The sequence below is a fragment of the Pseudomonas sp. R5-89-07 genome (genome assembly GCF_003851685.1).
Classification (GTDB): Bacteria; Pseudomonadota; Gammaproteobacteria; order Pseudomonadales; family Pseudomonadaceae; genus Aquipseudomonas.
On record NZ_CP027727.1, the window covers coordinates 444037 to 467821 of the forward strand.

Annotated in this window: 20 protein-coding genes and 2 pseudogenes; 13 read left to right on the forward strand and 9 right to left on the reverse strand. The window is 62.0% G+C overall.

Features of this window, described 5'->3' with window-relative positions; genetic code table 11:
• From hutH (C4J94_RS01900) to C4J94_RS01960, 13 genes and pseudogenes are all read left to right on the forward strand, one after another.
• Positions 1-1509, forward strand: a complete 1509-nt coding sequence (gene hutH, locus C4J94_RS01900) for a histidine ammonia-lyase (RefSeq protein WP_124384733.1) — start codon at positions 1-3, stop codon at positions 1507-1509.
• A gap of 39 nt (positions 1510-1548) precedes the next feature.
• Positions 1549-3081 (forward strand): histidine ammonia-lyase, encoded by a 1533-nt coding sequence (gene hutH, locus C4J94_RS01905; protein WP_124384734.1) that lies wholly within the window; start codon positions 1549-1551, stop codon positions 3079-3081.
• A 157-nt stretch (positions 3082-3238) separates the two neighbouring features.
• Positions 3239-4648 (forward strand): amino acid permease, encoded by a 1410-nt coding sequence (locus C4J94_RS01910; protein ID WP_124384735.1) that lies wholly within the window; start codon positions 3239-3241, stop codon positions 4646-4648.
• Between the two features lie 15 nt (positions 4649-4663).
• Entirely contained in the window at positions 4664-5869 is a 1206-nt protein-coding gene (hutI, locus tag C4J94_RS01915; RefSeq protein ID WP_124384736.1) for an imidazolonepropionase, read from the forward strand.
• An 11-nt stretch (positions 5870-5880) separates the two neighbouring features.
• Positions 5881-6681 carry an N-formylglutamate deformylase gene (hutG, locus tag C4J94_RS01920; protein ID WP_124384737.1) on the forward strand — a complete coding sequence of 267 codons (801 nt, stop codon included), beginning with the start codon at positions 5881-5883 and terminating at the stop codon, positions 6679-6681.
• A 121-nt stretch (positions 6682-6802) separates the two neighbouring features.
• Positions 6803-7774 carry a prolyl aminopeptidase gene (pip, locus tag C4J94_RS01925; RefSeq protein WP_124384738.1) on the forward strand — a complete coding sequence of 324 codons (972 nt, stop codon included), beginning with the start codon at positions 6803-6805 and terminating at the stop codon, positions 7772-7774.
• Positions 7771-8208 carry a D-aminoacyl-tRNA deacylase gene (gene dtd, locus C4J94_RS01930; protein ID WP_124384739.1) on the forward strand — a complete coding sequence of 146 codons (438 nt, stop codon included), beginning with the start codon at positions 7771-7773 and terminating at the stop codon, positions 8206-8208. Before pip ends, dtd begins: the two co-directional genes overlap by 4 nt.
• A gap of 267 nt (positions 8209-8475) precedes the next feature.
• On the forward strand, positions 8476-10227 hold the full coding sequence (locus tag C4J94_RS01935) for a glucan biosynthesis protein G (protein WP_124384740.1): 1752 nt from the start codon (positions 8476-8478) through the stop codon (positions 10225-10227).
• Positions 10220-12792: pseudogene (mdoH, locus tag C4J94_RS01940) on the forward strand (glucans biosynthesis glucosyltransferase MdoH); the annotation flags it as partial. The gene C4J94_RS01935 and the pseudogene mdoH, both read left to right, overlap by 8 nt.
• Positions 12793-12975: 183 nt before the next feature.
• Positions 12976-13776, forward strand: coding sequence for a transporter substrate-binding domain-containing protein (locus C4J94_RS01945; protein WP_124384742.1), 801 nt, complete (start codon positions 12976-12978; stop codon positions 13774-13776).
• 219 nt (positions 13777-13995) lie between these two features.
• Entirely contained in the window at positions 13996-14793 is a 798-nt protein-coding gene (locus C4J94_RS01950) for a transporter substrate-binding domain-containing protein (RefSeq protein WP_124388908.1), read from the forward strand.
• A 123-nt stretch (positions 14794-14916) separates the two neighbouring features.
• Positions 14917-15876 carry an amino acid ABC transporter permease gene (locus tag C4J94_RS01955; RefSeq protein ID WP_124384743.1) on the forward strand — a complete coding sequence of 320 codons (960 nt, stop codon included), beginning with the start codon at positions 14917-14919 and terminating at the stop codon, positions 15874-15876.
• The gene (locus C4J94_RS01960; protein WP_124388909.1) at positions 15869-16603 is read left to right on the forward strand and encodes an amino acid ABC transporter ATP-binding protein; all 735 of its coding nucleotides are present in this window, start codon (positions 15869-15871) and stop codon (positions 16601-16603) included. The genes C4J94_RS01955 and C4J94_RS01960 overlap by 8 nt, the downstream gene beginning before the upstream one ends.
• 56 nt (positions 16604-16659) lie before the next feature.
• Here the strand turns inward: C4J94_RS01960 and C4J94_RS01965 are convergent, their stop codons facing one another.
• From C4J94_RS01965 to hisI, 9 genes and pseudogenes are all read right to left on the reverse strand, one after another.
• Positions 16660-18567, reverse strand: a complete 1908-nt coding sequence (locus C4J94_RS01965; protein ID WP_124384744.1) for a methyl-accepting chemotaxis protein — start codon at positions 18565-18567, stop codon at positions 16660-16662.
• A gap of 135 nt (positions 18568-18702) precedes the next feature.
• Entirely contained in the window at positions 18703-19575 is an 873-nt protein-coding gene (locus C4J94_RS28035) for a methyl-accepting chemotaxis protein (RefSeq protein ID WP_372240886.1), read from the reverse strand.
• Positions 19561-20619 (reverse strand): annotated as a pseudogene (locus tag C4J94_RS28040) (methyl-accepting chemotaxis protein); the annotation flags it as partial. The gene C4J94_RS28035 and the pseudogene C4J94_RS28040, both read right to left, overlap by 15 nt.
• Before the next feature lie 205 nt (positions 20620-20824).
• Positions 20825-21532 (reverse strand): 16S rRNA (uracil(1498)-N(3))-methyltransferase, encoded by a 708-nt coding sequence (locus C4J94_RS01975; protein WP_124384746.1) that lies wholly within the window; start codon positions 21530-21532, stop codon positions 20825-20827.
• Positions 21529-22317 carry a twin-arginine translocase subunit TatC gene (gene tatC / locus C4J94_RS01980; RefSeq protein WP_124384747.1) on the reverse strand — a complete coding sequence of 263 codons (789 nt, stop codon included), beginning with the start codon at positions 22315-22317 and terminating at the stop codon, positions 21529-21531. The genes C4J94_RS01975 and tatC overlap by 4 nt, the downstream gene beginning before the upstream one ends.
• Positions 22314-22715, reverse strand: a complete 402-nt coding sequence (gene tatB / locus C4J94_RS01985; protein ID WP_124384748.1) for a Sec-independent protein translocase protein TatB — start codon at positions 22713-22715, stop codon at positions 22314-22316. Before tatB ends, tatC begins: the two co-directional genes overlap by 4 nt.
• A gap of 10 nt (positions 22716-22725) precedes the next feature.
• Positions 22726-23004 carry a twin-arginine translocase TatA/TatE family subunit gene (locus C4J94_RS01990; RefSeq protein ID WP_012721795.1) on the reverse strand — a complete coding sequence of 93 codons (279 nt, stop codon included), beginning with the start codon at positions 23002-23004 and terminating at the stop codon, positions 22726-22728.
• 25 nt (positions 23005-23029) lie between these two features.
• Positions 23030-23362: a phosphoribosyl-ATP diphosphatase gene (locus C4J94_RS01995; protein ID WP_124364757.1), complete on the reverse strand. Its 333-nt coding sequence runs from the start codon at positions 23360-23362 to the stop codon at positions 23030-23032.
• 2 nt (positions 23363-23364) lie between these two features.
• Entirely contained in the window at positions 23365-23757 is a 393-nt protein-coding gene (gene hisI / locus C4J94_RS02000; RefSeq protein ID WP_065893709.1) for a phosphoribosyl-AMP cyclohydrolase, read from the reverse strand.
• Between the last annotated feature and the right edge of the window lie 28 nt (positions 23758-23785).

The following is a 23785-nucleotide window of genomic DNA, read 5'->3' on the forward strand; positions in this document are numbered from 1 at the left end:
ATGTCCCAGGCAACAAAAATCACCCTCGCCGATACGCCACTGCGCTGGCAGGACGTGGTCGCCGTCGCTCGCCACGGCGCAGTGCTCGAACTCTCGGGCCACGCCTGGGCGCGCATCGACAATGCCCAGGCCATCGTGCAGTGCATCGTCGCCAGCGGCGAGCGCGCCTATGGCGTGAACACCGGCCTGGGCGCGCTGTGCAATGTCTCGCTTCAGGGCGAACAACTGAGCCAGTTGTCGCGCAACACCTTGCTGAGCCACGCCTGTGGTGTCGGCCCGGTGCTGAGCGACGAGCAGACCCGCGCGATCATCTGCGCCGCCATCGTCAACTACAGCCACGGCAAATCCGGCCTGCATCCGCAGGTGGTACAGGCGCTGCTGGCGCTGCTCAACCACGGCATCACGCCACAAATACCATCCCAGGGTTCGGTCGGTTACCTGACCCACATGGCCCATGTCGGCGTGGCGCTGCTTGGCGTGGGCAACGTCAGCTATCGCGGCCAGGTGGTGCCGGCCCAAGCGGCGCTGGCCGCCGAAGGTTTGCAGCCAGTAGTGCTCGGCGCCAAGGATGGCCTGTGCCTGGTCAACGGTACGCCGTGCATGACCGGCCTGAGCTGCCTGGCCCTGGCCGAAGCGCATCACTTGCTGGAATGGGCCGATGTGATCGGTGCCATGAGCTTCGAAGCCCAGCGCGGCCAGATCGATGCGTTCGACGAAGAAATCATCGCCCTCAAGCCGCACGCCGGCATGCAGCACGTCGGTCGGCATCTGCGCGCCTTGCTCGACGGCAGTGAAGTGATCGCCAGCAGCCACGGCATTCGCACCCAGGACGCCCTGAGCCTGCGCTCGATCCCGCAGATCCACGGCGCGGCGCGTGACCAGCTGGAGCACGCTACCCGTCAGATCGAGACCGAACTCAATAGCGTCACAGACAACCCGCTGGTGCTCGGCACGCCGGAGCATTACCGCGTGGTGTCCCAGGCCAACCCCCACGGGCAGTCGGTGGCGCTGGCCGCCGACCTGCTCGCCATCGCCATGGCCGAAATCGGCTCGGTGGCCGAACGCCGCCTGGACCGCCTGATCAACCCGCACGTCAGTGGCCTGCCGGCGTTCCTGGTGAGCAACCCCGGGGTCAACTCCGGGATGATGATCGTGCAGTACGTCGCCGCTTCGTTGTGCGGGCAGAACCGCCAGTTGGCGCAACCGGCGGTGCTCGACAATTTCGTCACCTCGGGCCTGCAGGAAGACCACTTGAGCATGGGCACCAACGCCGCGCTCAAGCTGCATCAGGTATTGGCCAACGTTACCCAGATCCTGGCCATCGAATACTTGCTGGCAGCCCAGGCGTTCGAGTTCCTCAAGGACCAGCGCTTCGGCGCCGGCACCGACCGCGCCTGGCGCTTGCTGCGCGAGAAAGTACCGGCCTATGAACAGGACCGCTGGCTGGCGCCGGACATTGCGGCGGCCGCCCAGTTACTCAAGGACACCGCAACACCGAACGTGCACTGAATACTTATTCAAAAAGAACAATTCACAAGGAGAACGAATGTGACTGCGCTAAACCTGATTCCAGGCCAACTGAGCCTCGCCCAACTGCGGGCCATCTACCAGCAGCCGGTAACCCTCAGTCTGGATGACAGCGCCACGGCGCAGATCGACGCCAGTGTGGCCTGTGTGGAGCAGATTCTCGCCGAGAACCGCACCGCGTATGGCATCAACACCGGTTTCGGCCTGCTGGCCTCGACCCGCATCGCAAGCGTTGACCTGGAAAACCTCCAGCGTTCCCTGGTGCTGTCCCACGCTGCCGGTGTAGGTGAGCCGATCAGCGATGCGCTGGTGCGGCTGGTCATGGTGCTCAAGGTCAACAGCCTGAGCCGTGGGTTCTCCGGGATCCGTCGGCAAGTGATCGACGCGCTGATCGCCCTGATCAACGCCGAGGTGTATCCGCATATTCCACTCAAGGGCTCGGTCGGTGCCTCCGGTGACTTGGCGCCGCTGGCCCATATGTCCCTGGTGCTGCTGGGCGAAGGCAAGGCGCGTCACAACGGCGAATGGCTTTCGGCAACCGAAGCGCTGAAGGTCGCCGGCCTCACGCCGCTGACCCTCGCCGCGAAGGAAGGCCTGGCCTTGCTCAACGGCACCCAGGTGTCCACCGCCTACGCCTTGCGCGGCCTGTTCGAAGGCGAAGACCTGTTCGCCGGCGCCCTCGCCTGCGGTGCCCTGACCGTGGAAGCGGTGCTCGGCTCGCGCTCGCCGTTCGACGCGCGGATTCATGCCGCACGCGGCCAGCGTGGGCAGATCGATGCCGCGGCGGCCTATCGTGACCTGCTCGGTGAAAGCAGCCAGGTATCGCAGTCGCACCAGAACTGCGACAAGGTGCAAGACCCGTACTCCCTGCGCTGTCAGCCACAAGTGATGGGCGCCTGCCTGACCCAGTTCCGCCAGGCTGCCGAAGTGCTGGTGGTAGAAGCCAACGCCGTGTCGGATAACCCGCTGGTGTTTGCCGCTGAAGGCGATGTGATTTCCGGCGGTAACTTTCACGCTGAGCCTGTGGCCATGGCTGCAGACAACATGGCCCTGGCCATCGCCGAAATCGGCTCGCTCAGTGAGCGCCGTATCTCGTTGATGATGGACAAGCACATGTCGCAATTGCCGCCGTTCCTGGTGGGCAATGGCGGGGTCAACTCCGGTTTCATGATCGCGCAGGTGACGGCGGCGGCGCTCGCCAGCGAGAACAAGGCGCTGGCCCACCCCCATAGCGTCGACAGCCTGCCGACGTCGGCCAACCAGGAAGACCATGTATCCATGGCCCCGGCTGCGGGCAAGCGCCTGTGGGAAATGGCCGAGAATACCCGGGGTGTACTCGCGGTGGAGTGGCTCGCCGCCTGCCAGGGCCTGGACCTGCGCGACGGCCTGAAAACCTCGCCAACCCTGGAAAAAGCCCGTGCCCTGCTGCGCGACAAGGTAGCGTTCTACGAGAAAGACCGCTTCTTCGCCCCGGACATCAACGCCGCCAGCGAACTGCTCGCCAGCCGCTGCCTGAATGAGCTGGTGCCGGCCAAGCTGTTGCCGAGTCTGTAACTCATTCGAAGGACGGATTCCTGTGGCGAGGGAGCTTGCTCCCGCTCGTAGTTTCTCGGGGCCGCTGCGCAGCCCAGCGCGAGCAAGCTCGCTCGCCACAGAGCCCGTGGTTCGCTGCTTTGAATTTTTCTCAGGATAAAAATAATAGGGACGAGAAATGCACCAGCAAGAAACAGGTTTGAAACGCGGGCTCAACGCCCGACATATTCGCTTCATGGCCCTCGGTTCCGCGATCGGTACCGGGCTGTTCTACGGTTCTGCCTCAGCCATCCAGATGGCCGGCCCCGCCGTGCTGCTGGCCTACCTGATCGGCGGCGCCGCAGTATTCATGGTGATGCGCGCCCTCGGTGAAATGGCCGTGCACAATCCCGTGTCCGGCTCTTTCGGCCAGTACGCCGGCACCTACCTGGGGCCCATGGCCGGGTTTATCCTCGGCTGGACCTACGCCTTCGAAATGATCATCGTCTGCCTCGCCGACGTCACCGCCTTCGGCATTTACATGGGTTTCTGGTTTCCCGAAGTCGCACGTTGGGTCTGGGTGCTCGGCATTGTCTTTTTGATCGGCGGCCTGAACCTGTGCAACGTCAAAGTGTTTGGCGAGATGGAGTTCTGGCTGTCGCTGCTCAAGGTCGGCGCCATTGTCGCGATGATCCTCGGCGGCTTCGGCATCATGCTGTTCGGTATTCATTCGGCCGGTGAAACCCAGGCCGCTGGCTTGAGCAATCTGTGGGCGCACGGCGGCTTCATGCCCAATGGCGTCGGCGGCCTGATCGCATCCTTCGCCGTGGTGATGTTTGCCTTCGGTGGCATCGAAATCATCGGCATCACCGCCGGCGAAGCCAAAGACCCGCAGCGCGTGATCCCCAAGGCGATCAACGCCGTGCCGCTGCGCATCCTGCTGTTTTACGTGCTGACCCTGTTCGTGCTGATGGCGATCTACCCATGGCCGCAGATCGGCAGCCAGGGCAGCCCGTTCGTGCAGATCTTCAGTAACCTGGGTATCGGCTCGGCGGCGACCCTCCTCAATATCGTGGTGATCTCGGCGGCGGTTTCGGCCATCAACAGCGACATCTTTGGCGCCGGTCGCATGATGTACGGCCTGGCCCAGCAAGGGCAGGCGCCCAAGGGCTTCGCGCAGCTGTCCAGGCACGGCGTGCCGTGGATGACCGTGCTGGTGATGGGCGCCGCGTTGCTGGGCGGCGTGGTGCTCAACTACCTGATCCCGGAAAACGTGTTCCTGCTGATCGCCTCGATCGCCACCTTCGCCACTGTGTGGGTGTGGCTGATGATCCTGTTCACCCAGGTCGCCATGCGCCGCTCGATGACCAAGGCGCAGGTGGCCGAGCTGAAATTCCCGGTGCCGTTCTGGCCCTATGCGCCGGCTGCGGCCATCGTGTTCATGCTGTTTGTGTTTGGCGTACTCGGTTACTTCCCAGACACCCAGGCGGCCTTGATGGTCGGTGCGGTATGGATTGTGCTGCTGATCGTTGCCTACCTGCTGTGGGTCAAGCCCGCTGCCGGGCAAGCGGCCAAGGTCCATTACGAACCGGCTTTGTCTCATCGATAACTTAGGGAGGCGTTGATGAAAACCCTTTGGCAACACTGCCACGTCGCAACCATGGCTCATGGCAAATACTCGATCATCGAGGACGCCGCCATGGTCACCGCCGGTTCGCTCATCGAGTGGATCGGCCCGCGCAGCCAAGTGCCGACGGCGGACTACGCTCATGTGCATGACCTGCAAGGCGCGTGGGTCACCCCCGGGCTGATCGACTGCCACACCCACACGGTGTTCGGCGGTAACCGCAGCGGCGAATTCGAGCAGCGTCTGGAAGGCGTCAGCTATGCGGACATCGCGGCCAAGGGCGGCGGGATTGCCAGCACCGTGCGCGCTACCCGTGCGGCAACCGAAGATGAATTGTTCCTCAGCGCGGAAAAGCGCCTGCGCAGCCTTTTGCGCGACGGCGTGACCACGGTGGAGATCAAGTCCGGCTACGGCCTGGACCTGTTCAACGAACGCAAGATGCTGCGCGTGGCGCGGCGCCTTGGGCAAGTGCTGCCGGTGAGCGTGCGCGCCACCTGCCTGGCGGCCCACGCGTTACCGCCGGAGTACCAGGATCGCGCCGACGACTACATCGACCACATCTGCAACGAAATGCTGCCGGCCCTGGCCGCAGAGGGGCTGGTGGACGCGGTAGACGCGTTCTGTGAATACCTGGCGTTTTCCACCGAGCAGGTGGAGCGGGTGTTCAAGGTCGCCCAGCAACTGGGCCTGCCGGTGAAACTGCACGCCGAGCAATTGTCTTCCCTGCATGGCTCCAGCCTGGCAGCGCGCTACCACGCGTTGTCGGCGGACCATCTGGAATTCATGACCGAAGAGGACGCCATCGCCATGGCCGCTGCCGGCACCGTCGCCGTCTTGCTGCCGGGCGCTTTCTACTTTTTGCGCGAAACCCAGCTGCCGCCGATGGAAGCCCTGCGCAAGCACGGCGTGAAGATAGCGATCGCCAGCGACCTCAACCCTGGCACCTCGCCGGCACTGTCGGTGCGACTGATGCTGAACATGGCCTGCACCCTGTTCCGCATGACCCCGGAAGAAGCCCTGGCCGGCGCCACGCAACATGCGGCCACTGCGCTGGGCATGGGCGATACCCATGGCTCCCTGGAAGTGGGCAAAGTCGCGGATTTTGTCGCCTGGCAGATCGACCGCCCTGCCGACCTGGCCTATTGGCTGGGCGGCGAGCTGGATAAACGCGTCGTGCGCCACGGCGTGGACGTCACTGTATAAGGAGTCGCGCTGTGGAAAAGGTTCTGACATTCAAACAAGGCAACACACCGCTGCTGATCAGCATGCCCCACGCCGGACTGCGGCTCACGCCCGCAGTCGAGGCCGGGCTGATCCCCGAAGCGCAAAGCCTGCCGGACACCGACTGGCACATCCCCACCCTGTACGACTTTGCCGAAGAACTGGGTGCCAGCACCCTGGCGGCGGAATATTCGCGGTTTGTCATCGACCTGAACCGGCCGTCCGACAACAAACCGCTCTACGCGGGTGCCACCACCGGCCTGTACCCCGAGACACTGTTCGACGGCGTGCCGTTGTTCCGCGAAGGGCAGGCACCGTCCGAGGCCGAGCGCGCAAACTATCTGCAGAAAATCTGGGGGCCGTATCACCGCACACTGCAGGAGGAGCTTGCCCGCCTCAAGGCCAAGTTCGGCTACGCGTTGCTGTTCGACGCCCATTCGATCCGCTCGGTAATCCCGCATCTGTTTGACGGCAAGTTGCCGGACTTCAACCTCGGCACCTTCAACGGCGCCGCGTGCGATCCAGCATTGGCCAGCCAGCTCGAAGCCATCTGCGCCCAACACCCGCAATACACCCATGTGCTGAACGGGCGCTTCAAGGGCGGCCATATCACCCGGCACTACGGTGACCCGGCGCAGGATATTCATGCGGTGCAGTTGGAGTTGTGCCAGAGCGCTTATATGGAAGAGTTCGAGCCGTTCCGGTACCGCCCCGACCTCGCGGAGCCGACGCAGGGGGTGTTGAAACAATTGCTGCAAGCTCTGCTGGCGTGGGGGCAAACGCATTATCGATAAAGGCTGACCCCGGTCTACGCGCTCAAGGGCATGCTCATTGCACAATTCGGGTTTATGATGCCAGACGGCAGAATAATAGACGTCCCCCCAGGGATGAACCCGGCACCCTACGGAGCGCGCAATGCAGACTTGGTACCCGCAGATCAAACCCTACGCCCGGCACGATCTGGCAGTCGATGATGTTCACACCCTGTACGTCGATGAAAGCGGCTCCCCCGAAGGGCTGCCTGTGGTGTTCATCCATGGCGGCCCCGGCTCCGGTTGCGACGCGCAGAGCCGTTGCTACTTCGATCCGAACCTGTACCGCATCGTCACCTTTGACCAACGCGGTTGCGGGCGCTCCACGCCCCGCGCCAGTCTGGAAAACAACACCACCTGGGACCTGGTCGCCGACCTTGAGCGCATCCGCGAGCATCTGGGCATCGACAAATGGGTGGTATTCGGCGGCTCCTGGGGGTCGACGCTGTCCCTGGCCTACGCGCAAACCCACCCCGAGCGCGTGCATGGGTTGATTGTGCGTGGCATTTTCCTGGCCCGCCCGCAGGACATTCATTGGTTCTACCAGGAGGGCGCGAGCCGCCTGTTCCCGGATTATTGGCAGGACTATTTGGCGCCAATCCCTGCAGACGAGCGCCACGACATGATCGCGGCGTATCACAAGCGCCTGACCGGCAACGACCAGATCGCCCAGATGCACGCGGCCAAAGCCTGGTCCGGCTGGGAAGGGCGCATGCTGGGCCTGTGCCCGAACCCCCAGCACGTCGAGCGCTTCTCCGAGCCGCAGCGGGCGTTGTCGATTGCCCGTATCGAATGCCATTACTTCACCAATGACTCGTTCCTGGAGCCCAACCAGCTGATACGCGACATGCACAAGATCGCCCATCTGCCGGGCGTCATCATCCACGGCCGCTACGATATGATTTGCACGCTGGATAACGCCTGGGAGCTGCATCAGGCCTGGCCGAACAGCGAATTGCAGGTGATCCGCGAAGCGGGGCATGCCGCGTCCGAGCCTGGTATTACCGATGCGTTGGTACGCGCAACCGGCGAAATGGCACGGCGCCTGCTTGATTTGCCGCCCGAAGAAGCATGAAGGGCCTGTTGCAGCGGGTGCGAGGCGCCCGGGTCGAGGTGGCCGGTGACATAGTCGGGGCGATTGAACAAGGTTTGCTGGTGCTGGTGGCCGTCGAACCTTCAGATACGCCCGAGAGCGCCGATAAACTGCTGCATAAGCTGCTTAACTATCGGGTGTTCAGCGACGATGAGGGCAAGATGAACCTCTCGTTGAAAGACATCGACGGCGGTTTGCTGCTGGTGTCGCAGTTCACCCTGGCGGCGGATACCAAAAGCGGGCTGCGACCAAGCTTCTCCACAGCAGCCCCACCGGCCCTGGGAGCGGCGCTATTTGATCACTTGTTGTTACAAGCGCAACAATTGCATGGCAAGGTGGCGTCGGGGCGTTTTGGCGCGGATATGCAGGTGCATCTGGTCAATGATGGCCCTGTGACGTTCCTCTTACAGACCTGAATGTATGAAAAACGACTTTAATGCCTAAAAACGCAGGGTTTCGCTACAAATACTTCGTTGTCCCTGATGCGTTGTCTCGCGGGCTACTAGATAATCGCGCGCTACGGGGATCAGCGTTGTTTGGTCCATTTTTGACTTAGGTAGAGACTTGTCCGATAAACCAGTGGGGAATCATTTTGCCCCTGGGGAGTCGGAACAATGCTCGCCAACCTGGCATATAGATAGCTGGCCGTTGGTTTTTTGATCTGTTTTCGGCGAGGGTTGCTCGTGATTGTTAGTCCCTGTAATGCACCAAAATTGTCTGCCAAACGGTTACGAAACGCACTGGTGACGGGCTCTGCCCTGTTTTGCCTGTTCGGCGCGGGTCAACTGTGGGCATTCAGTCTGGACGATGTGTCGGCCAAGGCAAAAGAGCTGGCTGGGCAGAAATACGAAGCTCCGCGCAGCAATCTGCCGAACGAATTCCGCGAAATGAAATTCGCTGACTACCAGAAGATTCGTTTCCGCAACGAAAAAGCCGAGTGGGCCGATCAGAACACCCCGTTCAAGCTGTCCTTCTATCACCAGGGTATGCACTTCGATACACCGGTGAAAATCAATGAAGTCACCGCTGACAGCGTCCAGGAAATCAAGTACGACCCCAATCGTTTCGATTTCGGCGACGTGAAGTTTGATCCGAAAGCCACCGAACAGTTGGGTTATGCCGGCTTTCGTGTGTTGTTCCCGATCAACAAGGCCGACAAGCAAGACGAAATCATGACCATGCTCGGCGCCAGCTATTTCCGCGTCGTCGGCAAGGATCAGGTGTATGGCCTGTCCGCCCGTGGCATGGCAATCGACACCGCGTTGCCGTCCGGCGAAGAATTCCCGCGTTTCACCGAGTTCTGGATCGAGCGTCCAAAGCCTGGCGACAAGCACCTGGTGATCTTCGCCCTGCTGGATTCGCCGCGTGCGACGGGCGCCTACCGCCTGATCCTGCGTCCGGGCACCGACACCGTGGTGGACGTCAAGTCCCAGATGTACCTGCGCGACAAGGTCAGCAAGCTGGGCGTGGCCCCGTTGACCTCGATGTTCCTGTTCGGCGCCAACCAGCCGTCCAAGGTCCTCAACTACCGTCGCGAGCTGCATGATTCCAGCGGCCTGTCGATCCATGCCGGCAATGGCGAGTGGATCTGGCGCCCGCTGAACAACCCTAAACACCTGTCGGTCAGCAACTTCAGCGTCGAAAACCCGCGTGGGTTCGGCCTGCTGCAACGTGGTCGCAACTTCAGCCACTACGAAGACCTGGACGACAACTACGACAAGCGCCCGAGCGCCTGGATCGAACCTGAAGGCGACTGGGGCAAGGGCAGCGTCGACCTGGTAGAGATTCCGACCGCTGACGAAACCAACGACAACATCGTTGCTTTCTGGAGCCCGGCCGAACTGCCGGAAGTCGGCAAGCCGCTGGACGTGTCCTACCGCCTGCACTGGACGCTGGACGACGCTGCCTTTCATTCGCCGGACAGCGCCTGGGTCAAGCAGACCCTGCGTTCCACCGGTGACGTCAAGCAATCGAACCTGATCCGTCAGCCGGACGGCACTGTGGCCTACCTGGTGGACTTCGAGGGCCCGTCCCTGAAGAAACTGCTGCCGGACGCCCCGGTGCGCAGCCAGGTGAGCGTTGGCGACAACGCCGAGCTGGTTGAGAACAGCGTGCGCTACAACGAGCACACCAAAGGCTGGCGCCTGACCCTGCGCATGAAGATCAAGGACGCGGGCAAGCCGACTGAAATGCGTGCCGCGCTGGTGCAAGAGATTGCACAGGCCGAGCCTGAGCAGGTGTCGACCCATGTGCTCAAGGCTGACAAGGTCTTGGCCAAGCAGCACGAGAAACAGGCCAGGAAAGACGCCAAAGAGGCCAAGGACAAGGACGCCAAGCAGCCAGAAGCTGCACCGGTTCCTGCCACGCCGGAGCCGGCCAAGACCGAACAAGTCCTGACCGAAACCTGGAGCTACCAGTTGCCCGCCGATGAGTAATTCACACGCCAAGCCAGAGACTCTTTCCGAGTACCTGGCGCATCTCCCCATGACGGCTGAGCAGCGCGCCGAGCTGGCGGGCTGCAGCTCCTTCAGCGAGTTGCACGAACGCCTGTCGTCCGCCACCTTCGATGCACCTGTCGACGCTGCCCAAGCGTCGGTGGGCCGCAGGCTGACGCTCAGCACGGCCGAAGAACTGCAGGACGCCGAGATGCTGGCGCTCGACGCCAGCGGTCGGGTTTGCCTCAAGGCCACGCCGCCGATCCGTCGTACCAAAGTCGTGCCCGAGCCGTGGCGTACCAATATCCTGGTACGCGGCTGGCGCCGGATGACCGGGCGTACCAACCCGCCGAAGCCGCCAAAAGACGAGCGGGTACTGCCGGCTGCGCGCTGGCGCACTGTGGGCTCGATCCGCCGCTATATTCTGCTGGTGCTGATGCTGGGCCAGACCATCGTGGCTGGCTGGTACATGAAAGGCATCATGCCGTATCAGGGCTGGTCGCTGGTCGACTTCGACGAGATCCGCAACCAGACCCTGCTGCAAACGGCGACCCAGGTACTGCCTTACGCACTGCAGACCAGCATCCTGATCATGTTCGGGATTCTGTTCTGCTGGGTGTCGGCCGGTTTCTGGACCGCGCTGATGGGCTTTCTCGAACTGCTGACCGGCCACGATAAATACCGTATCTCCGGCAAAAGTGCCGGCAATGAGCCGATTCCGAAGGATGCACGCACCGCGCTGGTGATGCCGATCTGTAACGAAGACGTGCCCCGGGTATTTGCCGGTTTGCGCGCCACGTTCGAATCGGTGGCCGCCACCGGTGACCTGGATCGCTTCGACTTCTTCGTGCTCAGCGACAGTAATGAAGCCGATATCTGCATCGCCGAACAGCAGGCCTGGCTCGACGTATGCCGCGAAGCCGGTGGTTTCGGCAAGATTTTCTATCGCCGCCGTCGCCGTCGCGTCAAACGCAAGAGCGGTAACCTCGACGACTTCTGCCGTCGCTGGGGGGGTGACTACAAGTACATGGTGGTGCTCGACGCTGACAGCGTGATGAGCGGCGAATGCCTGACCAGCCTGGTGCGCTTGATGGAAGCCACGCCGGATGCCGGGATTATCCAGACCGCGCCGCGTGCGTCGGGCATGGACACCCTGTATGCGCGCATGCAGCAGTTCGCCACCCGCGTCTACGGCCCGCTGTTCACTGCCGGTCTGCACTTCTGGCAGCTGGGTGAATCCCACTATTGGGGCCACAACGCAATCATCCGCATGAAGCCGTTTATCGAGCACTGCGCCCTGGCGCCGCTGCCGGGTAAAGGCGCGTTTGCCGGTGCGATCCTTTCCCACGACTTCGTTGAAGCAGCGCTGATGCGCCGTGCTGGCTGGGGCGTGTGGATTGCCTACGACCTGCCGGGCAGCTACGAAGAACTGCCGCCAAACCTGCTCGACGAGCTCAAGCGTGACCGTCGCTGGTGCCACGGTAACCTGATGAACTTCCGCCTGTTCCTGGTCAAGGGCATGCACCCGGTGCACCGTGCGGTGTTCCTGACCGGCGTGATGTCCTACCTGTCGGCGCCGTTGTGGTTCTTCTTCCTGGTGTTGTCCACCGCGTTGCTGGCGGTGAACACCCTGATGGAGCCGCAGTACTTCATGGCGCCGCGCCAGTTGTACCCGCTGTGGCCACAATGGCACCCGGACAAGGCAGTGGCGCTGTTCTCCACCACTATCGTGCTGCTGTTCCTGCCTAAACTGCTCAGCATCATCCTGATCTGGGCCAAGGGCGCGAAAGAGTTCGGCGGCAAGTTCAAGGTGACCCTGTCGATGCTGCTGGAGATGCTGTTCTCCATGCTGCTGGCGCCGGTGCGCATGATCTTCCACACCCGTTTCGTACTCGCCGCGTTCCTCGGCTGGGCCGCGACCTGGAACTCGCCGCAGCGCGACGACGACTCCACCCCGTGGAGCGAAGCGGTCAAGCGCCACGGCCCGCAGACCGTGCTGGGCTTCCTGTGGGCCTTGCTGGTGGTGTGGCTGAACCCGAGCTTCCTGTGGTGGCTGATCCCGATCGTCGGTTCGCTGATGCTGTCGATCCCGGTGTCGGTCATTTCCAGCCGGGTCAAGCTGGGCCTCAAGTCCCGTGACGAGAGCCTGTTCCTGATTCCCGAGGAATACAATCCGCCGCAGGCGTTGCTGTCGACCGAGAAGTACACCCACGAAAACCGCTGGCACGCGCTCAATGACGGCTTCGTGCGTTCGGTGGTCGACCCGCAGCAGAACGCCCTGGCCTGCGCCCTGGCCACTTCGCGTCACCGCGAGGCGGAGCCGATCGAGTACCTGCGTGGGGAGCGAGTTCGCCACGCGTTGAAAGTCGGCCCGGCAGGCCTCAACAACAGCGAACGCCTGGCCTTGCTCAGCGACCCGGTGGCCCTGGCGCGCTTGCATGAGCAAGTGTGGAGCGAAGGCCACGCCGAGTGGCTGGACGCTTGGCGTGCTTCGATCAAGGCCGATCCCCACGCGCCGTTGCTGCCTTTGCAACCGCAGTCGCCCCAGGCTCAACCGGCCTGATTCAGACGCCCCCGAGGGCTCACCTCGGGGGTGTTCCAGGCGCTGGTCCTACAGCGTTTCGCATCCTTTCATTTCTTTCCTAAGTCCTTGTTATTTCGAAACAAAAGACCTTGTGCCGAGGCGTATTGCCGTGCCTGCAGCTGGGGTAGCATCGCCCCCAAATTCGACTCGCCATGGGGGCATACATGTTCAGAAGGTATTGTTCGGCACTGCTGATGGGTATTGCCGCATTGATTCACGCAGGCCTGCTCAATGCCGGAGCGATTGACGATGCTGTGCGCCGTGGCGTGTTGAAAGTAGGCACCACGCCGACTTACGTGCCTTTCGAAATGACGAACAAGCAGGGGCGCATCGTCGGCTTCGAGATCGACCTGCTCCACGCCATGAGTCGTGCGCTGGGGGTTGAACTCGAACTGGTTGCGGTGCCCTACACGGATTTGCTGTCGGGCTTGATGGCCAAGAAGTACGACCTGATTGGCAGCGGCATGACGGTTACCCAGGAGCGCAACCTGAAGCTCAACTTCAGTGATTCCTTCATCGTGGTGGGCCAGACGGTGCTGCTGCACCCGCGCCTGGCCGGCACGGTATCCAGCATCGAAGACCTGGACGAGGCGGGCTATCGGATTGCCGTTATTGAAGGCACCACCGGCGAGGCAGCGGCGCAGCGCTTTCTCGGAGCGGCCCGGTTGCAGAGCTTCGCAACGCCGGAGGAGGGTGTGCGCGAGGTAGTGGCGGGCAGGGCCGACGCCTTCATCCATGATGCGCCCTACAATCTGGTGGCAATGGCTCGGCCCGAGAACAGCGCATTGCTCACATTGGAACAACCGTTCACCTTCGAGCCCCTGGCGTTTGGCCTGAAAAAAGGCGATTACGACAGCCTCAACTGGATCAATCATTTCCTTAATCAAGTGGCCCAGGACGGGACCTACGATCAGCTGCATGACAAGTGGTTCAAGGACACGGCCTGGATCGCGGAGGTTGACTGATCGTCATAACTACTTACACATCAACCCATTAGCGCATCCGTGCACTGAGGTGTCTAGGCCTGTGGTCCGGCGCCGCGCCGTAGGGCTTCTCTTACATACGCCGATAACATTTAGCCGTGAAACCTTTGTGACGGGCATCGAGTGGGTTAGGATCGCACCCCGAAATGGCGCAGCCCGTTTGTGCGCCAACCTTATAAGAACCGTTCAGGGGACTTGATGATGAAAAAGTATCTGTCGATGCTGATGCTCGGCGTCACCGCGCTGGTGGCGGCCACTGCGGCCCAGGCCGGCGCCATCGATGATGCGGTCAAGCGCGGCACGCTGAAAGTCGGCATGGACCCGACCTACATGCCGTTCGAGATGACCGACAAGCGCGGCGAAATCATCGGCTTCGAAGTCGACATCCTCAAGGCCATGGCCAAGTCCATGGGCGTCAAGCTGGAGCTGGTATCCACCGGCTACGACGGGATCATCCCGGCCTTCCTGACCGGCAAGTTCGACATGATCGGCAGCGGCATGACCCTGACCCAGGAGCGTAACCTGCGCTTGAACTTCAGCGAACCGTTCATCGTGGTCGGCCAGACCCTGCTGATTCGCAAGGACCTGGAAGGCACCATCAAGTCCTACAAAGACCTGAACGACGAAAAATACCGCCTGACCTCCAAGCTGGGCACCACCGGCGAGATGGTCGCCAAAAAGCTGATCGCCAAAGCCAAGTATCACGGCTACGACAATGAGCAGGAAGGCGTGCTGGACGTGGTCAACGGCAAGGCTGACGCCTTTGTCTACGACGCACCGTACAACGTGGTGGCCGAGAAGAAAGTCGGCAATGGCAAGCTGGTGTTCCTTGAAGAACCCTTCACCTTTGAGCCCCTGGCGTTCGGCCTGAAGAAAGGCGATTACGACAGCGTCAACTTCATCAACAACTTCCTGCACCAGATCAAGAACGACGGCACCTACGATCGTATCCATGACAAGTGGTTCAAGAGCTCCGAGTGGCTCAAGGACATGGAATAAGGCTTAAGACCGAGTTGCCTGTATCGGGGGCAAGCTTCCTCCCACATTTGGAATGCGTTTCCCTGTGGGAGGGGGCTTGCCCCCGATAGCGGCCTACCAGGCAACACCTATGCGGACAGTGAAATGAAACAGAAAAAAGCCCAATGGCCCTGGCACCTGCTGACGGTAGCCGTGCTGGTCGGCCTGGCTGGCGCCCTGTATTACGCCACCTCGCTGATGTCTTACGAATGGCGCTGGAACCGCGTGCCGCAGTACTTCGCCTATCAGGCCGAGGAAGCGCAACGTGCGGCGGATATTTCCACCGTCATTGAATTGGTACGCAAGGGCGATGTAGCCGAAGTCACCCTGCGCAACGATGCCGGGGTCGAGCAGCGCGTGAGCGTCGCCGACAACAGCCTGCAAGTGGCGCGCGGCGATGATGTGGCTGAAGGTGACGTCATTGGTGTCAACCGTCATTGGGCATTGGGCCCGCTGATGTGGGGCTTGTGGACCACGCTGTGGTTGTCGGTGGTGTCCGGCATCCTTGGCCTGGCGATAGGCCTGGCTACCGGCTTGTGCCGGCTGTCGAGCAACCCGACCTTGCGCGACCTGTCGACGATCTATGTCGAGCTGGTGCGCGGTACGCCGTTGCTGGTGCAGATCTTCATTTTCTATTTCTTCATCGGCACGGTGCTAAACCTGTCCCGGGAGTTTGCCGGGATCGCCGCCCTGTCGCTGTTCACCGGTGCCTACGTGGCGGAAATCGTGCGAGCCGGCGTACAGTCCATCACCCGTGGCCAGAACGAAGCCGCGCGCTCCCTGGGCTTGAGTGCCAGCCAGTCGATGCGGCATGTGGTGCTGCCACAGGCCTTCAAGCGCGTACTGCCGCCGCTGGCCGGGCAGTTCATCAGCCTGGTGAAAGACACTTCGCTGGTCTCGGTGATCGCGATTACCGAGCTGCTCAAGAGCGGACGCGAAGTGATCACCACCTCGTTTTCGCCTTTCGAAATCCTGTTCTGTGTGGCAGGCCTGTACCTGCTGATCAACCTGCCGCTGTCGAAAATGGCCAGCCGGCTTGAGCGGAGGCTTGCGCAAAGTGATTGAAGTCCGCGATCTGGTGAAAGTCTTCGACACCCGTGGCCAAGTGGTGCGTGCGGTGGACCATGTGACCACCCAGGTGGCCAAGGGCGAAGTGCTGGTGGTGATCGGCCCGTCCGGTTCCGGCAAGTCCACTTTCCTGCGCTGCCTGAATGGGCTGGAGGAGTTCGATTCGGGCTCGGTGAGCATCGACGGTCTGCAACTGGCCGACCCGAAGACCGATGTGAATGCCTATCGCCGTGAAGTCGGCATGGTGTTCCAGCATTTCAACCTGTTCCCGCACATGACCGTGCTGGAGAACCTGTGCCTGGCGCAAAAGGTCGTGCGCAAGCGCGGCAAGCAGGAGCGTGAAGCCAAGGCCCTGGCGCTGCTGGAAAAGGTCGGTATCGCACAGAAAGCCCACGAGTTTCCGTCGCGCCTCTCCGGTGGCCAGCAGCAGCGGGTAGCGATTGCCCGAGCCCTGGCGATGGAACCCAAGGTGATGCTGTTTGACGAACCCACCTCGGCCCTCGACCCGGAAATGGTCGGCGAAGTGCTCGACGTGATGAAGACCCTGGCCCTGGAAGGCATGACCATGGTGTGCGTCACCCACGAAATGGGCTTTGCCCGCGAAGTGGCGGACCGGGTGTTGTTCTTCGACCACGGCAAACTGCTCGAGGACGCCGCGCCAGCGCAGTTCTTCGATGCGCCGAAAGACCCGCGGGCCCAGGCCTTCCTGCGCCAGGTCCTATAGGTTCGGGCGCCAATGTGGGAGGGAGCCCGCCCCTTCCCACATTGGATAGTGGTGTTTCAAAGCTTGAATTTGTCGACCAGCGTCTGCAAATCCAGGCTCAACCTCGTCAACTGAGCACTCGCCGCCGCCGTTTCCTCGCTGGCGGCGGCGGTCTGTTCCGACACATCCCGTACCTTCAATACACTGCGATTGATCTCCTCGGCCACCGCGCTTTGCTGTTCGGCGGCGGCGGCAATCTGCGGGTTCATTTCCTGGATGACCGATACCGTGCGGGCAATCGCTGCCAGGGCATCGCCGGCGTCGCGGGTCAGGGCCACGCTGTTGTCGGTGAGGTTGCGACTGCTGTCCATGATGTCCGCTACCTGCTGGGTGCCGTTGTGCAGGCCCTGGATCAGCCCTTCAATTTCTTCGGCCGACTCCTGTGTGCGCTGGGCCAGGCTGCGCACTTCATCGGCGACCACGGCGAACCCTTGGCCGGCAGTGCCCGCGCGCGCCGCTTCGATGGCGGCGTTCAGGGCCAGCAGGTTGGTCTGTTGGGACACGGACTTGATCACGTCCAGCACGCTGGCGATCTTATTGCTCTCCTGCTGCAGGGTCAGCATCGCGCGGCCGGACAACGCCATTTCGCTGGCCAGGTTGCCAATTTGCTCAACGGCCTGAGTGACCACCTGCTCGCCAGCGCCGGCCTGCTGGTCGGCCTCGTTCGCAGCGACGGAAGCGCGTTCGGCATGGCGTGCGACTTCCTGGGCAGTGGCGAGCATTTCGTTCATCGCCGTGGCCACTTGGTCGGTTTCATCTTTCTGGTTGTTCAGCCCGTTGCGGGTCTGTTCGGTTACCGTGGATAACTGCGTCGCCGCACCAGCGATCTGCCGAGCGCTGTCACCGATGCTGCTGATCAGGCTGCGCAGGCTGCGGGTCATTTGCCCGATGCTTTGCTGCAACTGGCCCAGCTCGTCACCGCGCTCCGATTGGGTGTCGTGGCTCAAGTCGCCTTGGGCGACGCGGTTGGCGGCAACGAGGATGTCACGCAACGGCGCGGCGATCTGGCTGGCAATCCACCACGCGGCCAGGGCGCCGAGGACCAATGCAGCCACTGTGACACCGATCAGCAATGTGCGGGTGTGGTCGGCCTCGTCATTGCGCTTGGCGTTCTGGCTCTGGCTCAGCAGGTCACTGTTGTCGCGCAACTCATTGAGCTGTTGTTCGAAGCGATTTTGCGCGGTCTCGACGTTGAGTTGGGCTTGCTTGAGCTTGAGCAATTGCTCACGGTAGTCGGCCAAGTCGGTTTTAAGCGGTGCTGAGTCCACCGGCAGGGTGGACACGCTCGCCTGTGCGACGTCCAGCGCATCCAGCGCCTGGCTCGCAGCCTCGGCATAGGCTTGCAGCGATTCGGCAGCCCAGGCGGGATTCTGGGCGCGATCCTCGGCCTGCTCCATGGCCTGGCGCAAATGCTCGAGGGCGTCGAGCGCCTTTTCGTCATTCTGGTCGGGCAGGTCGCTGGCGAACTGAGCGAGGGTGTCGCTGGCTTGCAGGGCGGATTTTTTCAGCGCTGGCCGGACAGTCTCCCGCTGCTCGATCAACGCGGGCAGTTCGGCCAGCGCCGCTTTGAAACCGGCCGCCAGGCGTATCGCCTCCTGATTGCGTTGCACATCGACCGGGTCGACCAGGCGATGCGAGAGGTCTGCCAGGAGCTGGTCGATTTTCTCGACCTTCTGCAGCATCTGTTCCCGGCTCGCACTGTCTGCCAGGGTGCGGTACACGATGCGGTCGGCGCGCATGGCCTCCGCGTACACGGCCAGTTCGCCCAGGCTCGTCAGGCTATTGGACCGATAAAGCACGGCGTTCAGGGCTTGCCAGCCCGCTGCGGCAATCATGAAACTGAGTATCAGCACTTGGCCAAAGCCCAGCGCGAGTTTGAGGCGGACGCTGGCATTCACCAGTATGCGGGTCAGGCGAGAAAACATGGCGCACCTCCCAGTCAGAAAAAGCGTTTCACGACAGCTGAAACGCTAATTCGAATCGAGGTGAGGGCGGGCTGATAACTGCGTAGGAAATTTCACAAGATACGGCAGCCTCGATCGGCCGCCGCGCAGTTCCAGTCAGATGCGGAAGCGCCCGACCAGGGTTTGCAAGTAGATGCCCAGGCGTGCCAACTCTGCGCTGGACGCCGCCGTTTCTTCACTGGCCGAAGAGGTTTGTTCGGAGACATCGCGCACGTTCAATACGCTGCGGTTGATCTCTTCGGCGACGGCGCTCTGCTGCTCGGCAGCCGTGGCGATCTGCGAGTTCATCGCCTGGATGGTCGAAACGGTGCGCGTGATGCTCTCCAGCGCGCTGCCGGCACGACGGGTCAGTTCGACACTGCTGTCGGTCAAGCCGCGGCTGTTGTCCATGATGGTCGCCACCTGCTGGGTACCGTTTTGCAGGCCGACGATCAGTTCCTCGATCTCTTCGGTGGACTTCTGTGTGCGCTGGGCCAGGCTGCGCACTTCGTCGGCCACCACGGCAAAGCCACGCCCGGCTTCACCGGCGCGTGCGGCTTCAATGGCCGCATTGAGCGCCAGCAGATTGGTTTGCTGGGCCACGGATTTGATCACGTCGAGCACGCTGCCGATCTTGTCGCTTTCGCGTTTCAGATCACCCATGGCGGTCGTCGAATTGCCGACTTCGGTGGCCAGGCGTTCGATCTGGGCGATGGCTTCGCCGACCACCTTGTCGCCTTCACGGGCCTGCAGGTCCGCAGCTACGGCGGCCTCCGACGCTTCTTCGGCATTGCGTGCTACTTCCTGCACGGTGGCTGCCATCTCGTTCATGGCAGTGGCCACCTGGTCGGTCTCGATCTTCTGGCTGTTGACCCCGGCGCTGGTCTGTTCGGTCACCGCCGACAACTGCTCGGCGGCGCTGGCGATTTGGGTGACACCGTCACTGATGCCGCCAATCAACTCGCGCAGGCCCACGGTCATGCTTTGCATGGCGCGCTGCAGTTGGCCCAGTTCGTCCTGACGAGAGGATTCCAGGTTTTGGCTCAGATCGCCCGAGGCGACGCGTTCGGCAACCTTGAGGGTTTGATTCAACGGAATGATGATCTGGCGGGTGATTACCCAGGCGGCGAAGACGCCAAAGGCGAGCGCCAACACGGTCGCCAGCAGCAACAGGTATTTGGCCCGAGCGGCATCGGCGTCGCGCACGGCGGTTTGGGAGGTGGTGAGTTTATCGCTGTGGTCCAGCAGGATATCGCCCTGGGCCATCATGATTTTCAAGGCTGCAGCGCTGGCTACCTGCGAATCGCGGTACTGGCTGACGGCAGCGCGGTAAGCCTGCAGCGAGACGCCGGCCTCCTGCAGGTTGGCGTGGAATTGCTCAGGCAGTTGCCCTTCGAGTTCGCTGGCTTTCTTCAGGGCATTGTCGATGGCGTCGAGCGCGGGCTGCTCGGCTTCGACCTTGCCGCTGTAGGTGTAGCCACGCACCTGGAAGCGCGCTTGCTGGATCAGCTTGCTCAGGTCGACCACGCTGTTGAACTGGCTGACGCTATCGCCCTGCAACAGGTTTTTTTCGATTTCGTTGATCTTGAGTACGGCATTGTCGGCGGTATCGCCGAGCTTGCTGCGCGCGCCTTCACGCTTTAGACCGGCCTGCACCATGGTGCCGAAGGCCTTTTTGTACTGGCTCAGGGCGTCCTGTTGTTGTTCGACCAGCGCCTTGTCGCCGGGCTGTTCGATCAGCTCGGCGGCGGTTTTCAGGCCATTGTCCAACTGCGTGATCAGGCCGTTGACTACATCCGTGCCTTGTTCGCCGCGACGCATTTCGAAGTCCAGGCGCGCCAGGCGCAGGTCCTTGGTCAGCCCGTTGAGACTGGAGATAAAGCCCAGTTTGTCGCCTCGACTGATCACATCGCTCAAGCCGGTCCAGCCGGTGAACGTGATCAACAGCGTCAGGATCAATACCAAGCCAAAGCCTACGCTCAGCTTGCGGTTGACGCTCACGTTCCCCAATTTTTCGGCTGACCAACGATACATGCTGCAAACTCCCCTGGAACAAGGCTTGGACTTATTCACAGGCTATCGGCATGTGCACAGGATTCTGTAGCGCCGCCGATCCACTGTGGGAGGGGGCTTGCCCCCGATGGCTGAGTGTCAGTCACCCCATTCAGTGACCAATGCATCGCTATCGGGGGCAAGCCCCCTCCCACATTGGGCCGGTATGGTTTTCCGAATTATTGGGTCAGAACAGCCGGGCGAGCAGGGCGGTCACGGCGGTTTCAACCCGCAGGATGCGCGCACCGAGCTGCACCGGTTGCAAGCCGGCCTTGGTCAGCAACTCGACTTCATAGGGGATCCAGCCGCCTTCCGGCCCAATCGCCAGTGTCACCGGTTCATCCAGGCCGCGGGGACAGGGCGGGTAGTCGCCGGGGTGGCCGATCAGGCCCAGCGTGCCCACGGTCATGGCCGGCAGGCGATCTTCAACGAACGGCTTGAAGCGTTTCTCGATAATGATCTCGGGCAGTATCGTGTCCCGCGCCTGCTCCAGGCCCAGGATCAGTTGCTCGCGGACCGCTTCCGGCTCGAGGAACGGGGTTTGCCAGAAGCTTTTTTCCACCCGATAACTGTTAACCAGCACCACCTTTGGCACGCCCATGGCCGCGACGGTTTGCAGCACCCGGCGTAGCATCTTCGGGCGTGGCAACGCCAGCAGCAGGGTCAGCGGCAGTTTGCTCGGCGGCGGTTGGTCGAAACTGACCTGCAGCTCGGCCTCGCTGGCGTCAAGGCGCAGCAATTGCGCATTGCCCATCAACCCGCCAATACGCCCGACCCGCAGGTTGTCACCCACCTCGGCGCGATGCACTTGCTGCATATGCACCAGGCGCCGATCACGCAGGACCACCCGGTCGGCCGCAATGAAATCGGCCTCTTCAAGCAGCAGCAGATTCACGGCTGGGTCGCTGGCGGCTGGTCGTCGTCGGCCTGTTCGTCCGGGTGTTCGCCGCGCTTGCTGATCAGCCCGCTGAACAGGATACCGATCTCGAACAGCATCCACATCGGCACGGCCAGCAGGGTCTGGGAGAAGATGTCCGGTGGGGTGAGGATCATGCCGACCACGAAGCAGCCGATGATCACGTACGGGCGGATCTTCTTCAGGTACGCCACGTTGACCACGCCGATCCACACCAGCAACACCACCGCCACCGGGATTTCGAAGGCCACGCCAAAGGCGAAGAACAGCGTCATCACGAAGTCGAGGTAGCTGGTGATGTCGGTCATCATCTCCACGCCGGCCGGGGTAGCGGCGGCGAAGAATTTGAAGATCAGCGGGAACACCAGGAAGTAGGCGAACGCCATGCCGGTGTAGAACAGCAGGATGCTTGACACCAGCAACGGCACGGCAATGCGCTTCTCATGCTTGTACAGCCCTGGCGCGATGAAGCCCCAGATCTGATGCAGGATTACCGGGATGGCCAGGAACAGCGAGACCATCATGGTCAGCTTCAACGGCGTCAGGAACGGCGACGACACGTCGGTGGCGATCATCGTCGCGCCCGCCGGCAGGTACTGGCGCAGTGGCGTGGAGACGAAGGTATAGATCTGCTGGGTAAAGGCAAACAGCCCGGCAAAAATGATGAAGATGGCCGCTACGCAACGCAGCAGGCGGGTACGCAGCTCGGTGAGGTGCGAGACCAGCGGCATGTGCTGGTCGTTTTCCGGTTTATCAGCGCTCATGGGGCTCGCGGCGGCAATGTAGGGTCATGGGGCGCGGGCGACGCAACGGGCGTCGGCGCAGGCTCTGTCGAGGTGGGCGCAGCGGGGGCGGCAACGGCGGCTGGCGCGATGCTGTTTTCGACCACAGGCTCCGCGGGTTTGGCGGGCTCCTGCACCGGCGACAGAATCTTGCGCGTTTCCTGCTCCAACGACAGGATATGTTCGTTGTGCAGCTGCCTGCGGATCTCGTCGGCGCCGATTTCCCGTTCAACTTCCTGTTTGATCGCGTTGAAGCTGCGTTTCAGGCGCCCGATCCATAGGCCGGCCGTGCGTGCTGCACCGGGCAGGCGTTCCGGCCCCAGTACCAGCAGGGCCACGAGGCCGACAAGCAGCAGTTCAGAGAAGCTGATACCAAACATTAGTCAGTGCTCACGAGTCTTTGCGGGTCGGCTCTTCGACTTTTTCAGCCTGCACGTCGAAGGTGCGACGCTCGGTGATCGGCTGGGTGGCCTGGGGGTGCACAGGCTGGGCCGGCGGGACCGGGTTCACCACCGGGTCGGCAGGTTTTTCGTCATCGTTCATGGCCTTGCGAAAGCCCTTGATCGACTCGCCAACGTCAGTGCCGAGGTTTTTCAGTTTCTTGGTGCCGAACACCAGTACCACCACCACCAGAATGACGATCCAGTGTTTCCAGTCAAAAATGCCCATGCTGTAAATCCTCAGTCAAAGTTGTTCAGGCGGACGGGCGCGAAGCCTTCTCGGCGTGCCCGGACAGGCCGAAGCGACGGTCCAGTTCATCCAGCACGGCCTGGGGGTGCTGCCCCAGTTGGGCGAGCATGACCAGGCTATGGAACCACAGGTCGGCGGTCTCATAGATGACATCGCTGCAATCGCCGCTGATCTGCGCATCCTTGGCGGCGATGATGGTCTCGACGGATTCTTCGCCGAGCTTTTCCAGGATCTTGTTCAAGCCCTTGTGATACAGGCTGGCGACGTAGGAGCTGTCGGCGTCCGCGCCTTTGCGCTCTTCCAGCACCTGGGCCACACGGTTGAGGGTATCGCTCATGTTCAATGTCCTGCCGAATAGATGGCGTGCGGGTCTTTGAGCACCGGTTCCACCACCTTCCATTCGCCGTTCTCGAACACGCGATAGAAGCAACTGTGACGGCCGGTGTGGCAGGCAATGCCGCCGATCTGTTCGACCTTGAGGATCACCACGTCGGCATCGCAGTCCAGGCGCAGCTCATGCAGTGTTTGCACATGCCCGGATTCTTCGCCCTTGCGCCACAGTTTGCCACGCGAACGTGACCAATAGATGGCGCGCTGCTCAGCGGCGGTAAGGCTCAGGGCCTCGCGGTTCATCCAGGCCATCATCAGCACGCGCCCGGTCTTGTAGTCCTGGGCAATGGCCGGCACCAGGCCGTCACTGTCCCACTTGATCTCGTCCAGCCAGTCTTTCATGTTCGGCTCCGGCAATTTGCGACAGTGT

What these genes read in the sequence shown, in the direction of transcription:
- hutH (WP_124384733.1), top strand. Translation starts at nt 1, where the DNA reads ATGTCCCAGGCAACAAAAATCACCCTCGCCGATACGCCACTGCGCTGG.
- C4J94_RS01910 (WP_124384735.1), top strand. Translation starts at nt 3,239, where the DNA reads ATGCACCAGCAAGAAACAGGTTTGAAACGCGGGCTCAACGCCCGACAT.
- hutI (WP_124384736.1), top strand. Translation starts at nt 4,664, where the DNA reads ATGAAAACCCTTTGGCAACACTGCCACGTCGCAACCATGGCTCATGGC.
- pip (WP_124384738.1), top strand. Translation starts at nt 6,803, where the DNA reads ATGCAGACTTGGTACCCGCAGATCAAACCCTACGCCCGGCACGATCTG.
- dtd (WP_124384739.1), top strand. Translation starts at nt 7,771, where the DNA reads ATGAAGGGCCTGTTGCAGCGGGTGCGAGGCGCCCGGGTCGAGGTGGCC.
- C4J94_RS01945 (WP_124384742.1), top strand. Translation starts at nt 12,976, where the DNA reads ATGTTCAGAAGGTATTGTTCGGCACTGCTGATGGGTATTGCCGCATTG.
- C4J94_RS01950 (WP_124388908.1), top strand. Translation starts at nt 13,996, where the DNA reads ATGAAAAAGTATCTGTCGATGCTGATGCTCGGCGTCACCGCGCTGGTG.
- C4J94_RS01955 (WP_124384743.1), top strand. Translation starts at nt 14,917, where the DNA reads ATGAAACAGAAAAAAGCCCAATGGCCCTGGCACCTGCTGACGGTAGCC.
- C4J94_RS01965 (WP_124384744.1), bottom strand. Translation starts at nt 18,567, where the DNA reads ATGTTTTCTCGCCTGACCCGCATACTGGTGAATGCCAGCGTCCGCCTC.
- C4J94_RS28035 (WP_372240886.1), bottom strand. Translation starts at nt 19,575, where the DNA reads ATGCAAAGCATGACCGTGGGCCTGCGCGAGTTGATTGGCGGCATCAGT.
- tatC (WP_124384747.1), bottom strand. Translation starts at nt 22,317, where the DNA reads ATGAGCGCTGATAAACCGGAAAACGACCAGCACATGCCGCTGGTCTCG.
- tatB (WP_124384748.1), bottom strand. Translation starts at nt 22,715, where the DNA reads ATGTTTGGTATCAGCTTCTCTGAACTGCTGCTTGTCGGCCTCGTGGCC.
- C4J94_RS01990 (WP_012721795.1), bottom strand. Translation starts at nt 23,004, where the DNA reads ATGGGCATTTTTGACTGGAAACACTGGATCGTCATTCTGGTGGTGGTG.
- C4J94_RS01995 (WP_124364757.1), bottom strand. Translation starts at nt 23,362, where the DNA reads ATGAGCGATACCCTCAACCGTGTGGCCCAGGTGCTGGAAGAGCGCAAA.
- hisI (WP_065893709.1), bottom strand. Translation starts at nt 23,757, where the DNA reads ATGAAAGACTGGCTGGACGAGATCAAGTGGGACAGTGACGGCCTGGTG.